A 12,749-nucleotide genomic window follows, 5' to 3' on the forward strand; every position below is an offset into this window, starting at 1 on the left:
AGCAACCGGACCGACGGTCCGCTTACTGGGAGGCGTGAAGATGAAGGCAGTGCGGTTTCACGAGTTCGGCGGGCCCGAGGTGCTCCGGGTCGAGGAGGTGCCGGACCCGAGCGGTGACACGCTCGTCGACGTCACGGCGATCGGCCTGAACTACGGGGAAACCGTCATCCGCCGCGGCAAGGGCCGTGAGCTCTTCCCGTGGTACCCCGGGCCGTCGCTGCCGGCCGTCCTGGGCTCGGAAGTCGTCGGCACCACAGCGGACGGCCGCCGGGTCATGGGTGTCCCGCGCGACGGCGCGTACGCCACGAAGGCCGTGGTCGAGGACCCCGTCGAGGTCCCGGAGGACGTGAGCGACCACGAAGCGCTCGCCCTGCTCCTGCAGGGCACCACCGCGGTCGCCGCGACCAGGGCGGCCCGCATCCGGCCAGGTGATCGGGTGCTGGTCGAGGCGGCGTCCGGCGGTGTCGGCAGTTTGCTCGTGCAGCTCGCGCGACGAGCGGGAGCGGTCGTGCTGGAGGCGTCCAGCAAGGGTGGCATCGGCTACGACTGGACCGGCCTGGAACCGGTGGACGTCGTGTTCGAGTCGATCGGCGGCGAGGTCGGGAAACGGGCGTTCGAGCTGCTCAAGGACGGCGTGGGGCGGATGGTCGTGTTCGGGTACGCGAGCGGTGAGCCGTTGGACGTGACGGCGAGCGACATCTTCCGCAAGGGCGTCGCGGTCATGGGGCTTCCCCGCGACGTGACCCCGGAAGAGGTGTTCGCCCACCACCTCGAGCCGGTGCTCGGCGACGTCTACGCGCTCGACGAGATCGCCGAAGCACACCGAGCGCTCGAAGCACGCACCACGACCGGCAAGCTCATCGCACGACCGTGACGGACCGAGGCGCGCGGAACGACAGCAGGTTCAGCCACTCCGGTTCGTCGCCCACCAGCCTCAACGACGGCTCGTGCTCGGCCACGGTCCGCAACGTCACCGCGGCTTCCAACCGCGCCAGCCCGGCGCCGAGGCAGAAGTGGCGGCCGTAGCCGAACGCGAGGTGGCGCGGATCGTTCTCCTTGCCGCTCAACAACAACACGAGCTCGGCACCGGCTGGAACGCGCACACCGGACAGCACGACCTCACGCGCGGTCAGCCGCCTCCAGGTCACCACGGGCGTGTCGGTCCGCAGCACGTCCTCGACGAACGACTCGGCGACCCCTGCCGACGGCAAACGCGCCCACAACGCGCGATCAGACAAAGCGCGACGCAACGCCGTGGACAACAACTGAGTCGTCGTCTCCTGGCCCGCGATCAGCAGGAAGTAGCAGAGCCCGGCGGAGTCCTCGGCGGACACACCGGCGTCGGCCAACGCGCAGAACAGCTCACCGTCCCGCGCGTGGTAGCGCTTGACCAGCCACTGGTGGAAGTCCCCGACGTCGTCGACCAGCTCCAGCTGCCGTTCCCGGGAGATGTTGCCCCAGAAGAACTCCAGCGAGCCGGAGCTCCACCGCTTCAAAGTCGGGATGTCGACGTTCTCCAGACCGAGCAGCTCCATCAGCACGATCGCCGGCAGATCCCACGCGAGATCCCGCACGAGATCTGAGCCACCCAACCGTTCCAAAACCAGCGAACGGATGCGAGGCTCAGCCGCCGCCACGCGCGACGGTGTGAAGAACGACGCGACCAGGCGCCGCAGGCCCGCGTGCGACGCTGACCCGTTGTTCGCCAAGGTCGGCGGCAGCGAGAAGCGGGCCCTGACCAGGGAGCGCAACGCGGCGGGCGCGACCGGTGTGACGGCGGTCAGGGCGTTGTCCGGCAGGAACGTCACGGGATCGGCGAGGACCGCGCGCACGTCGTCGTAGTCCGACACCACCCAGCGGCCGTCGGCGAACTGCACCGGCGAGGTGAGTTCGGCGCGCGTGAAGGTGAACAGGTCCACGAGCGGCACGCTAGTCGGCGGATGGGAGACTCAGGCGGTGACCGTGAGCACAACTGAGGCGATTTCCACTGGTGGTGAGTCGACGTTCGACTGGATCGACGTCCGCTCTGAAGCGCGGGGCAAGGCGGGTCTGACCCGGCGGGTGCGGCCGCGCACGGCCGACTCGACGGACCTCGACCTCGCCAGCAACGACTACCTCGGGCTCGCCAAGGACAAGCGCGTCGCGGGTGCCGCGGCCGCCGCCACCCTCAAGTGGGGTGCGGGCTCCACGGGATCACGCCTGGTCACGGGCTCGACTGAGCTGCACAACGAGCTGGAGTACGAGCTCGCGAACTTCTGCGGCGCGCAGTCCGCACTGGTGTTCAGCAGCGGCTACATGGCGAACCTCGGCGCGGTCACGGCGCTCACCGGTCCCGGCACCGCGATCGTCGCCGACCAGCACATCCACGCCTCGCTCATCGACGGCACGCGGCTGTCCAAGGCGGACGTCGTGGTCGCCGGTCACTGCGACGTAGGCCAGGTCCGGCACGCCTTGGAGACCCGCGGCAAGCGCCGCGCGATCGTCGTCACGGACTCGGTCTTCTCCGTCGACGGCGACATCGCACCCCTCGCCGAACTGCACGAGGCCTGCCGCGCGACCGGTGCGGCGCTGGTCGTCGACGACGCGCACGGACTCGGGGTGGTCGGCCCCGGCGGCCGTGGCGCCGTGGCCGCGGCCGGGCTCATCAAGGCGCCGGACGTGGTCACCACGCTGACGCTGAGCAAGTCGCTCGGCGCGCAGGGCGGCGCAGTGCTCGGCCCGAGCCGGGTGATCAAGCACCTGATCGACACCGCGCGCACGTTCATCTTCGACACCGGTCTCGCGCCGAGCAGCGCGGCAGCGTCGCTGGCGGCGATCAAGATCCTGCGCGAGGAGCCGGACCGCCCCGAGCGCGCCCTGACCGTGGCGCACGACCTGAGCAACCGCCTGAAGGAGGCCGGTTTCCAGGTCAGCACGCCGACGGCGGCTGTCGTGAGCGTGCGGGCGCCGTCGCCGGAGCAGGCGTTCCAGTGGGCCGAGAACTGCCGCGCCAACGGCGTGATCGTCGGTTGCTTCCGGCCGCCGTCGGTGCCGGACCAGATCAGCAGGCTGCGGCTCACCGCGCGCGCCGATCTGACCGAGGCCGACATCGAGCGCGCAGTGCGCGTGATCAGGGAGTGCGCCGCATCCGCAGGTGTGGAATCCCGTCCTCGATGAACTCCGCACCTTCGGTCACGAAGCCGAACGACGCGTAGAAGTCCGCGACGTACGTCTGCGCGTCGAGCACGCACGGCGTGGCACCGACGTCTGCCAGAGCCGCCTGCACGAGCCTGCGACTGAATCCACGCCCGCGCGCCATCCGTGCCGTGACGACGCGTCCGATGCGGAACGTGCCGTCGGGTTCCTCGAGCAGTCGCAGGTACGCGAGCGGGTCGTGCGATCCGTCAGCTTCCAGCCAGAAGTGCCGTGTGCCTTGTTCGAGGTCACGGCCGTCAACGTCGCAGTAGACGCTGTTCTGCTCGACGACGAACACGTCCTGACGCAGTCGCAGGATCGCGTAGAGCTGGGAGGGACTCAGGTCAAGTCCCCACTGCCGGCGCAGGGTCGCCGGAAAAGGTGTGGTTCGCACCTGTTCGTGGATATCAGAAGCCCATCACAGATCGGTAGTGAGCCAGCCGGGTGTAGACACCAGGTTCATCCGCGCGCGCACAACCGCGGCCGAACGACACGACTCCCGCAAGCCTGCCCTTCACGACCAGCGGCCCGCCCGAGTCGCCCGTGCACGCGTCGCGGCCCCCGCGCCCGGCGCACAACATCGCGCCCGGCCGGTAGTCCGGCTCCTTCAGCGCGCACTCGGCGTCGGACAGGATCGGCACCGTCACCTTGCGCAGCGTCATGGCCGGCGGCGTGCCCTCGGCGGTGCGGCCCCAGCCGAGCACGACCCCGTCGTCACCGACCTCGCCGAGCGCGATCGTCCGGTACGGCAGCGACTGGGCCAGCGTCAGCACGGCCACGTCGTCGCCCTTGGTGACCTCCTGGTAGTCGGGGTGCCGCCACACGCTCGCGACGGCGGCCTCGACGCCGTCGCTCTTGGTGCGCAGGTCCGTGCGCCCGGCGACCACCCGCAACTGCTCGGCGGGGCGCTGGTTCTTGCCGAGCACGCCCTTGAGCGTGGCGCAGTGCGCGGCCGTCATGACCTTGTTCGCAGCGACGAGCGCGCCACCGCAGATCAACTGGCCGTCCGTGGTGGTGATCGCCACAACCCAGGGGGTGTCGACCACCCGCGCGGGTGTCCCCCCGACGATCGCATCGGCCGTCGATCCGCCGCTGACCAGCGCGATCACCGCGCCCAGCACGGCAAGCCGCTTACCCCTCACGGACCACTCCTCGTTGCACCAGGTGGACGATTGGTCACCAACCGTAGCGATCGCGCCAGGACGGCGTCAAAACCGAAGATTCTCGTGTTAGTGTCGCGTCAGGCCGAAGATTTTGCGGTCAGTGGTGTAGCTCACGGGGGTATGTACGGTGTTGTTCGACTTCGGCCAGGTTCCGGCCTTTCTCATCGCGTGCGCGGTCGTCATCGTGACCCCCGGTGTCGACGCGTTCCTGTTGCTGCGCACGTCGTTGCGCTCCGGCACCCGCGCCGGCCTGCTCGCACTGGCAGGCATCCACACGGCCGCCGCGGTCCAGGTGGCACTGGTGATCTCCGGCCTCGGCGTGGTGCTCGCGCAGTACCCGATGGTGCTCGCGGCACTGCGCTGGATCGGCGCCGGCTACCTGCTCTACCTGGCGATTTCCATCGCACGAGGGCTGCTCAAGCGCTCGGGTGACGAGCCGGAGGAAGTCATGAGCGACCGGCCGTTCCGGCAGGGCTTCCTGACCAACATCACGAACCCGAAGATGATCCTGTTCTCGCTCGCGTTCTTGCCGCAGTTCATCGGATCGGGTGAACCTGCGCCGCAGCTCGCGATGCTCGCCGTGGTGTTCCTCGGACTGGCCGCGGTCTGGGAGCTGATGATCGTGCTCGCGGCCTCGCGGGTGGCCGGCCGGTTGAAGCGGCCCGGCGTCACCACGGCGCTGGACGCGGTGTGCGCGGCCGTGTTCCTCACGATGTCCGTCGGGCTCGTGGTCTAACCGACCTTGGGCGCGGCGCGCATCCCGATGTAGCAGTAGCCGTTGTCGAAGACGACCGGCATGAAGTCGTCCTGGAACGACGAACCGGCACCGGTGGCCGCGAAGACGTTGTGCGACACCGGAATCAGCTCCATGTCCATGGACGGGTAGATCGCCATGTCGTCCACGAACTCGTACCGCGCCGAGCGGCCGTCGATCGTGATGACGACACCCTCGCGCCGGTAGACCCCGTTGTACGGCGCCATGTCGACCTCGAACGGCTCGGCGGGCGGCGCGAACGGCGGCGGCATCTCGATGCCGAACTGCCCGAGCAGCGCACGCAGGATCGCCGACGACAACGGACGCGCACCGCCGCCGTTGGTGAGCAACGCGATGACGATGCCCTGCTCCGGAAGCACGCGGAGGTAGGAGTACTGGCCGGTGGCGGCACCGTCGTGGCCGATGCCGGGCGTGCCGACGAAGTCGTAGAGCGTCCAGCCCAGACCCCAGCCGTCCGCGTTCACGGTCCACTTGTCCGGCACGTCGACCTGACGTTCCTGCATCAGGGCAACGGTTTCCGGCTTCAGCACGGTGTTGTCGAGGTGCGCCTTCGCCAGCCGCACGACGTCACCGGCACTGGCGCAGACCGCGGCGGCCGGTCCGGCGGCGCGCGGCATGAGGTCCCACACCGGCGCCGGCGCGCCGTCGAAGTGGCCGATCGCGGCGCGGAACCGGAGCACCTCCTCCGGCAGGGTCACGGTGTGCGTCAGCCCGAGGGGCATGAGCACGCGGTCGGCGAGCGCCTGGTTCCACGTCGTGCCGGTGAGCACCTCGACGATCCGGCCGAGCACGACGTAGCCGGCGCCGCTGTAGGAGACGGTCGAGCCCGGCGGCACGTCCTGGCCGAGCTTCACGCACGCTTCGAGGTACCGCTCGATGCAGTCGTCACCGCGGCCCGTGTCCGGCTGGAAGTCGCCGCTGAGCCCGCTGGTGTGGCTGAGCAGCTGCCGCACGGTGATCGCGCTGGTCGCCTCGGGGTCGGCGACCCGGAAGTCCGGCAGCACGTCCACCACGCGGGCGTCGAGGTCGAGCAGACCCTCCTCGACCAGCGACATCACCAGCGTCGCCGTGTAGATCTTCGCGACCGAACCGAGCTGGAAGACCGAGTCGGTGGTCGCCTCGACGCCAGTTCCGGTGTGCAGCACACCGCTGGCGAACTCGTGAATCTCACCGTCGACCAGCACGGCGAGCGTGGCGCCGGGAACGCCGTGCTCCGCGCGGAGGGTGTCGAGCAGGTCCTGTGCGTACATCGTTCGCGTCATGCGAACACTGTACGCAGATCGCGAACGCGTACGCAAGTGCGTACAGTGGACGCATGGTCTCCTCGGTGTGGACGCGGGAACGCCCGCGCGCGGGTCTCAGCCAGGACCGGATCGTGGCCGCGGCCGTCGAACTGCTGGACGCGGACGGGCTGGAGGCGTTGTCGATGCGCACCCTCGCCGCGCGCCTGGACACCAAGGCCACCTCGCTCTACCGGCACGTCGCGAACAAGGACGAGCTGATCGAGCTCGTCGTCGACGAGGTGTACGGCGAGATGGAGGTGGTGGCGTCCGGGCCGTGGCGTTCCTCGGTGGCCGACGCGGCACGAAGCCTGCGCGCCATGGTGTTGCGGCACCCGTGGGTGGCGTCGGTGCTCGGCCAGGTCGGTCTGGCCGAGCTGGGTCCGAACCTGTCGGACCGTTCGGCCCGCCTGCTCGCGTTGTTCACCGACGGCGGTTTTCCCGGCGAGGAAGCCGATCTGGCGATGAAGACGGTGCTCGGGTACGTGGTCGGGATGACCGTGAGCGAGGCGGCGTACGTCCAGCTGCTGGCCCGCACCGGCCAGGACGAGGAAGAGCTCACCGCGCACGGTGTGACGTCGAAGGCGTTGCGGGACAAGACCTTCGAGTACGGACTGGAGCGAGTGCTCAAGGGTCTCGGTGACTGATCGGCTGCGGGCACTGCGTGCCGCGCTGGCCGCGCGGCCGGGCGAGCCCGTGCCGTTCGACGTGCTGGCCGCCGAGATCTGGCCGGACGAACCGCCGTTGCACCCGCGCGCCGCGTTGCGCACGTTGGTCAGCCGGTTGCGCGCGACCGAGCAGGTGATCACCGAGTCGACCGGGTACCGGCTGGTGCCGCGGCCGCCCGCGCCGTGTCAGCTGCCCGCCGACCTGCCGGACTTCGTCGGCCGGAAGGAGGAGATCGCACTGCTGGAGCTGATCGACGCGCCGGTGCGGGCGATCACCGGGTTGCCCGGCGTCGGCAAGACGGTGCTGGCGGTGCGGGAGGCGCACCGGTTGCGCGAGCAGTTCCCGGACGGGCAGCTGTACGTGAACCTGCGCGGATACTCCACCGGGCCGCCGATGACGGTCCAGCAGGCGTTGGCGCGGTTCGTGAAGGCGCTGGGTGGCGGCCCGAACGACGACTACCACGAACTGCTGCGCAACCGGCGGGTGCTGGTGGTGCTCGACAACGCGACGGCCGACGTGATCGCGCCGCTGCTGCCCGCCACGCCCGGTTGTGCCGCGTTGATCACGAGCCGGTCGGATCTGCCGCAGTTCACCCAGGTCAGGCTGGGTGTGCTGGCCGAGCAGGAGGCGCACGAGCTGCTCAAGGGCATGCGGGTCGACGGGGACACCAGCGAGCTGATCGGGCTGTGCGCGCGGCTGCCGCTGGCGTTGCGGATCGCCGGGGCGAACCTCGCCGGGCGGCATCTGCCGGACTACGTCGAGGAGCTGCGGGAGCACCGGCTCGAAGCGTTGGAGATCGAGGACGACGACACGGCCGTGCAGGCGACGTTCGACCTGTCCTACCGGAAGCTGTCGGGGCAGGCGCGGCGGACGTTCGACTTCCTCGGCGCGGTGCCCGGTCCGGACATTCCGCGCGGCCTCGCCGGAGCACCGATCGACGAGCTGGTCGCGGCGAACTTGGTGCAGCAGAACGGAGTCCGCTTCCAGCTGCACGACCTGCTGCGCCTGTACGCCCACCAACGGGCCACCGCGCAGGACCGGCGAACCGTCTTCGACTGGTACCTCAAGCGGGCGGACGGCGCCGACGCAGTGCTCAACGTGGGCTTCACCCGGCTGCTGCCGCCCACGGCCGACCCCGTCCCGTTCGCGGACCGCGAGGAGGCGATGACCTGGTTCGAGACGGAACGGCTCAACCTCGTCGCGCTCGCCCAGGACCAACCCGACGCCGGACTGGTCGCGGCCATGCGCGCGTACCTGCTGCAGTCGGGTTACTACGCCGACCTGCGCACGGTCGCCGAGGCGGCGCTCAGGGTCGAGGCCGGGCAACGGGCGGCGGCGATGCGGGTCTGTCTGTCCTACCTGGACTGGCGGTTCGGCGCGCACCGGGCGGCGATCTCGCACTGCGAGCGGGCGATCGCCGAGTTCGGCGCCGCCGGTCGCGAAGCCGAGCAGGCCACCGCGCTCAACATCCTCGCCGGGATCTACCACGACATCGGCGAACTCGACCTCGCCAGCGAACACCTCAACACGGCGTTGCGGCTCTACGGGCCGAACGGCATGCACGCGCAGCTCATCGGCGGTCTCGGCAACCTCGGCCTGGTCGAGCTGGAACTGGGCCGGCTCGACTCGGCCGAGGCAGCACTGCGGCGATCGGTGGCACTCGCCCGGGAGAGCGACGACCTGCAGCACACGTCCAACGGTCTCAACAACCTCGGCGTCGTGCTGGCGGCACAACACAAGTACGCGGAAGCCGAGGAAGCGTTCACGGAAGCGCTGGACCTGTCGCAACGGAACGGACTTCGGCCCATCGAGATGTCCACGCGGGTCGAGTACGCGGAACTGCTCATCGCGACCGATCGGCGCGAGGAAGCCCGCGCACAAGCGGAACGCGCACTCGAACTGGCCGGTGCGGACGACCTGTTCATCGAGGTCGACGCTGGTCTCGTGCTCGCCGAGGTGAACCGTTCGGTCACCGAGTACGACGAGGTGCTGCGCCGCGCCGCCGAAGCCGGGTTCCGCATCATCGAGGTGCGCGCGCTCGCCGGCAAAGCGGCGCTGACCCAGGACAAGGCCTGGTACGCCAAGGCGATCGAACGGGCGGAGTCGGCCGGCCTCCGCTACCGCGCCGACCTGTTCCGGAAGCTCAGCTCAGGTACGTCGTGACCCGCGTGTAGACGCCGGGGGTGTTCGGACGAGCGCACCCGATGCCCCACGACACGATCCCGGCGAGCCGGCCGTCGACCACGAACGGGCCGCCGGAGTCGTCGATGCACGAGTCGATCCCGCCCTCCGGATAGCCGGCGCAGAACATGGCCACGGCGTCGTAACGCGCGTAGACCCCGGCGCACTCCTCGTCCGCCACGATCGGGATGGATGCCTTGTGCAGCAACGGACTCTTGTTCGTGTCGCTCTCCGCCTGCCTCCCCCAGCCGTACACGACGCCGACGTTGCGCGCCGCGTACACGTCGGTCGTGGCGGCAACGGGCAGCACCCGGTACGGCATCCGCACGGCGAGCGTCAGCAACGCGATGTCCTTGCCGCGCGATGGAGTCGAGTACCCGTCCGCGAGCTGGTACTTCGCGACGACGGACGTGCTGCCGCCGTCGGTGCGAAGATCCAGTCGGCCGCCGACGACGGTGATCGAGGCAGGCGTGCGGCCGTAGACGCAGTGTGCGGCCGTGACGACGAGATTCGGCGTGATGAGCGCGCCACCGCAGAACTGGTAGCCGGACGACGTGGTCAGCGCGACCGTCCAGGGCGCCTCGTCGGCGTCGTCCACCACGACACCGCCGACGATTCTGGGCTGCGCGTGCACCGGGACCACGGTGATCACGAGCAGAGCCAGAACCGCTGCCAGCAGACGCATGGCCCCACTGAACCCAGGGGTCTAGGGGTCGACAACTCCAGGCGGCAAAGCATCCACGACCGGGTGAAGATCCTTCGCGTACCGGGAGAGCCGGACGTACACGCCCGGTTTGCCCCGGCGCGCGCAGCCCTCGCCCCACGACGTGACGCCGACGAGCTTGCCCTGCGCGACGATCGGGCCGCCGGAGTCGCCCTGACAGGTGTCGATCTTGCCGCCCTCGTAGCCCGCGCAGAACATGTCGGTCTTCACGAACTGCGGGTACGTCTCGACGCAGAAGTCGTCCGGCAGCACCGGCACGGTGGCCTGCAGGAGGTAGCGGGACGTCTTGCCGTTCTCGCTGGTGCGGCCCCAGCCGAGCGCCCGCAGCTGCGTGCCGGGCTGGTAGAGCGCCCGGTCGGTCGGTTCCGCGATGGGCAGCGGGGTGTACGGCAGCGCGGTCTTGAGCGTCAGGACGGCGATGTCCTCGCCCTCGTCGGCGGCGACGTACTGCTTGTGGATCCAGACGTCCACCGGCATCACGGACACCCCGGAGTCGCGATCCTGCTTGTCCTCGCGGCCCGCGACAACGCGCAGGTCAGAGGGTGAACGGCCGAGGGCGCAGTGCGCCGCGGTGAGCACCTTCGTCGGTGCGACGACGGTGCCACCGCAGAACTGGGCGCCGCGGTCGTCGGTGAGGTAGACGGCCCACGGGTTGGCCTCGATGGACGCCCGCTCGCCGCCAACGACCTGCTCGTTGGCGGCGGCGGTGCCTGTTGCGGCAAGCAATGCGGAGAGAACCAGCACCAGGAGTCGTCTCATGACTCCAGATGGTAGCTACTCGGCTGAGCCGTTCGGACTAACTTTGCTCCAGACCCTGCCCGCAGCACCCATGACCGTCTCGCCGATGTCGTTGATCGTCTTGATCAGCGGGTCGGCGGAGTTGCTCATGGACTCCTTGTACGAACGAGCGGCGGACTTCACGTCGTCGGTGAGGTTGCTCGTCGGCCGGTCGTCCTCGCGGCGCGGGTACGTGCCGGTCAGGATCTCGCGGTACTCCTCGCTCGCCGACCAGCGCTGCAGCTCGGCGGCCCGCACCACGACCAGCGGGTGCGAACGGGTCTCGGTGTGCAGGAGCTTGAGGATGCTGTCGCGGATGTCCTCGACCTCCTCGTACTCCTGGGCCTGGGCGAGGAACGACGCGATGTCGACCTGGCCACCGAGGTCGCCCGCGAGCGCGAGGTGCGTCCGCAGCGCGGCCTGCGGGTCCTGGCAGGCCAGCAGGCCCGCCCGGTCGCAGGACAGCTCGGTCTTGCGCTGCCACTCGCGCAGCGCCGCGATGACGGCCCGCATGGCGATCGCGCCCGCGGGCACCCACGCGAACGACGTCGTCAGGTCGATGAGCCGGCGCAGCAGCGTGTTGTAGAGCGCGTGGCCCGACATCACGTGGCCCGTCTCGTGACCGATGAGGAAGCGCAGCGACTCGTTGTCGAGCAGGTCGACCGAGCCGGTGCTGATCACGATGAACGGCTTGTCGATGCCGTAGGTGTAGGCGTAGGCCTGCGAGTTGCGCTCGACGAAGAGCTCGGGCACCTCGTCGAGGTCGAACGTCGCCGCCACCTCGTTGCGGATCCGGTCGAGCTGCGGGTACTGCTTCGGGCCCACCCGCACGGAGGAAGCCACCTGCAGCAGGCGCTCACCCCGCTCGGTGAAGGCTCCGGCGACCGCCTTGAGGATCGGTGCCACGGCGGGCACCGCCCTCAGCACCGCGAGGGCACCTCGGTCGGCAGGATGCTCATAGGCGCGCGGGCTGATGCCCATGAAGCGCACCCTCGATGACTGCTCAATATCCCCCGTCACACCACCCAGGTTAGACACGATCCGGACAAGGCTGCACGGAATCGACGCCGGATGGTTGCAAACTTGCGCGGTGAGCAGCGACGAAGACACCACCGTTCTGCCGTTGCGCGGCGGGGCCGCAGCGACCCTGGTCCGCCGGCGCGCGGCGGCCAACGACCGGGGCGCGATCCTCTACGTGCACGGTTTCGCGGACTACTTCTTCCAGGAGCACGTGGCCGAGCACTACACGGCCCAGGGCTACGACTTCTACGCGGTCGACCTGCGCGGCTACGGCCGGTCACTGCGCGACGGCGAAGTGCCGAACTACACGACCGACATCGCGGTGTACTTCGAGGAGATCGACGCCGCGATCGCCGTCATTCGTGAAGAGCATTCGCGTGTGGTGCTCATGGGGCACTCGACCGGCGGGCTCACCACGTCGTTGTGGGCGCACGAACGCCGCTCCAGCGAGTTGATCAGCGCGTTGGTGCTCAACAGCCCGTGGCTGGACGTCGTCGAGCCGCCGCTCGTGCGGCAGATAGTTCGCCTGATCGGGCAGTTCGCCCCGAAGGTGAAGATCCGCGCGAACCTCGGCGACGCCTACGGGTCGGCGATCCACAGCTCGCGCAACGGCGAGTGGGACTTCGACCTGAAGTGGAAGCCGCTCGCGGGGTTCCCGGTGCTGGCCGGATGGATCCGGGCGATCCTGATCGCGCAGGAGAAGGTCCACAACGGTCTCGACGTGCAGGTGCCGGTGCTGGTGCTGCACTCCGACAAGAGCATGTTGAACGCCAGCGAGTGGAGCGAGGACGTCTCCAAGGCCGACGCGGTGCTGGACGTCGAGGGCATGAGGAAGTGGGGCCCGAAGCTCGGGACCTCGGTCAAGGTCGTGGAGATCAAGGCGGGCATGCACGACCTGTTCCTGTCGCCTGAGCCAGTGCGTGCGGCGGCCCTCGCCGAGGTCGACGAGTTCTTGAAAACAGCTTGACCTCGTTGTAGGTCGAGGT

Annotated in this window: 13 protein-coding genes; 6 read left to right on the top strand and 7 right to left on the bottom strand. The window is 69.5% G+C overall.

Annotated features, from left to right (window positions below; genetic code table 11):
* The first annotated feature begins 40 nt into the window (after positions 1-40).
* Positions 41-874 carry a quinone oxidoreductase family protein gene (locus G7043_RS01455; RefSeq protein ID WP_242641895.1) on the top strand — a complete coding sequence of 278 codons (834 nt, stop codon included), beginning with the start codon at positions 41-43 and terminating at the stop codon, positions 872-874.
* Here the strand turns inward: G7043_RS01455 and G7043_RS01460 are convergent.
* Positions 858-1,919, bottom strand: coding sequence for a cytochrome P450 (locus G7043_RS01460; RefSeq protein ID WP_207310514.1), 1,062 nt, complete (start codon positions 1,917-1,919; stop codon positions 858-860). The genes G7043_RS01455 and G7043_RS01460 overlap by 17 nt on opposite strands.
* Positions 1,920-1,962: 43 nt before the next feature.
* Between G7043_RS01460 and G7043_RS01465 the strand changes: the two genes are divergently transcribed.
* Complete coding sequence (locus G7043_RS01465; protein ID WP_313887656.1) at positions 1,963-3,156, top strand: 8-amino-7-oxononanoate synthase; 1,194 nt, start codon at positions 1,963-1,965, stop codon at positions 3,154-3,156.
* Here the strand turns inward: G7043_RS01465 and G7043_RS01470 are convergent.
* Positions 3,110-3,568, bottom strand: a complete 459-nt coding sequence (locus G7043_RS01470; RefSeq protein WP_166043053.1) for a GNAT family N-acetyltransferase — start codon at positions 3,566-3,568, stop codon at positions 3,110-3,112. The genes G7043_RS01465 and G7043_RS01470 overlap by 47 nt on opposite strands.
* A 13-nt stretch (positions 3,569-3,581) precedes the next feature.
* A complete protein-coding gene (locus G7043_RS01475) occupies positions 3,582-4,316 on the bottom strand; it encodes a serine protease (RefSeq protein ID WP_166043056.1) in 735 nt (244 codons plus the stop codon).
* 148 nt (positions 4,317-4,464) lie between these two features.
* Between G7043_RS01475 and G7043_RS01480 the strand changes: the two genes are divergently transcribed.
* Positions 4,465-5,073 (top strand): LysE family translocator, encoded by a 609-nt coding sequence (locus tag G7043_RS01480; protein WP_166043058.1) that lies wholly within the window; start codon positions 4,465-4,467, stop codon positions 5,071-5,073.
* Here G7043_RS01480 and G7043_RS01485 read toward each other — a convergent pair.
* Positions 5,070-6,374 (bottom strand): serine hydrolase domain-containing protein, encoded by a 1,305-nt coding sequence (locus G7043_RS01485; RefSeq protein ID WP_166043060.1) that lies wholly within the window; start codon positions 6,372-6,374, stop codon positions 5,070-5,072. The two genes, G7043_RS01480 and G7043_RS01485, sit on opposite strands and share 4 nt — an antisense overlap.
* Positions 6,375-6,427: 53 nt before the next feature.
* Here G7043_RS01485 and G7043_RS01490 point away from each other — a divergent pair, with 53 nt between their 5' ends.
* A complete protein-coding gene (locus tag G7043_RS01490) occupies positions 6,428-7,039 on the top strand; it encodes a TetR/AcrR family transcriptional regulator (protein WP_166043063.1) in 612 nt (203 codons plus the stop codon).
* Entirely contained in the window at positions 7,032-9,224 is a 2,193-nt protein-coding gene (locus G7043_RS49740) for a tetratricopeptide repeat protein (RefSeq protein ID WP_166043073.1), read from the top strand. The genes G7043_RS01490 and G7043_RS49740 overlap by 8 nt, the downstream gene beginning before the upstream one ends.
* Here the strand turns inward: G7043_RS49740 and G7043_RS01500 are convergent.
* The 3 genes from G7043_RS01500 to G7043_RS01510 are packed head-to-tail and all read right to left on the bottom strand — an operon-like array spanning position 9,205 to position 11,763.
* The gene (locus G7043_RS01500) at positions 9,205-9,927 is read right to left on the bottom strand and encodes a S1 family serine peptidase (protein ID WP_242641819.1); all 723 of its coding nucleotides are present in this window, start codon (positions 9,925-9,927) and stop codon (positions 9,205-9,207) included. The genes G7043_RS49740 and G7043_RS01500 overlap by 20 nt on opposite strands.
* A 21-nt stretch (positions 9,928-9,948) precedes the next feature.
* Positions 9,949-10,725 carry a S1 family peptidase gene (locus G7043_RS01505; RefSeq protein WP_166043075.1) on the bottom strand — a complete coding sequence of 259 codons (777 nt, stop codon included), beginning with the start codon at positions 10,723-10,725 and terminating at the stop codon, positions 9,949-9,951.
* A gap of 15 nt (positions 10,726-10,740) precedes the next feature.
* Positions 10,741-11,763 carry a M48 family metallopeptidase gene (locus tag G7043_RS01510; RefSeq protein ID WP_166043077.1) on the bottom strand — a complete coding sequence of 341 codons (1,023 nt, stop codon included), beginning with the start codon at positions 11,761-11,763 and terminating at the stop codon, positions 10,741-10,743.
* Positions 11,764-11,833: 70 nt separating this feature from the next.
* On the opposite strand from G7043_RS01510, the gene G7043_RS01515 reads away from it, so the two are divergent.
* On the top strand, positions 11,834-12,730 hold the full coding sequence (locus G7043_RS01515) for an alpha/beta hydrolase (RefSeq protein WP_313887657.1): 897 nt from the start codon (positions 11,834-11,836) through the stop codon (positions 12,728-12,730).
* Positions 12,731-12,749: the final 19 nt, after the last annotated feature.

This window comes from Lentzea alba (assembly GCF_011067745.1).
GTDB lineage: Bacteria > Actinomycetota > Actinomycetes > Mycobacteriales > Pseudonocardiaceae > Lentzea > Lentzea alba.

Coding starts and splice junctions, on each gene's coding strand:
- G7043_RS01500 (WP_242641819.1), bottom strand. CDS start 9,927: ATGCGTCTGCTGGCAGCGGTTCTGGCTCTGCTCGTGATCACCGTGGTC.
- G7043_RS01485 (WP_166043060.1), bottom strand. CDS start 6,374: ATGACGCGAACGATGTACGCACAGGACCTGCTCGACACCCTCCGCGCG.
- G7043_RS01505 (WP_166043075.1), bottom strand. CDS start 10,725: ATGAGACGACTCCTGGTGCTGGTTCTCTCCGCATTGCTTGCCGCAACA.
- G7043_RS01490 (WP_166043063.1), top strand. CDS start 6,428: ATGGTCTCCTCGGTGTGGACGCGGGAACGCCCGCGCGCGGGTCTCAGC.
- G7043_RS01455 (WP_242641895.1), top strand. CDS start 41: ATGAAGGCAGTGCGGTTTCACGAGTTCGGCGGGCCCGAGGTGCTCCGG.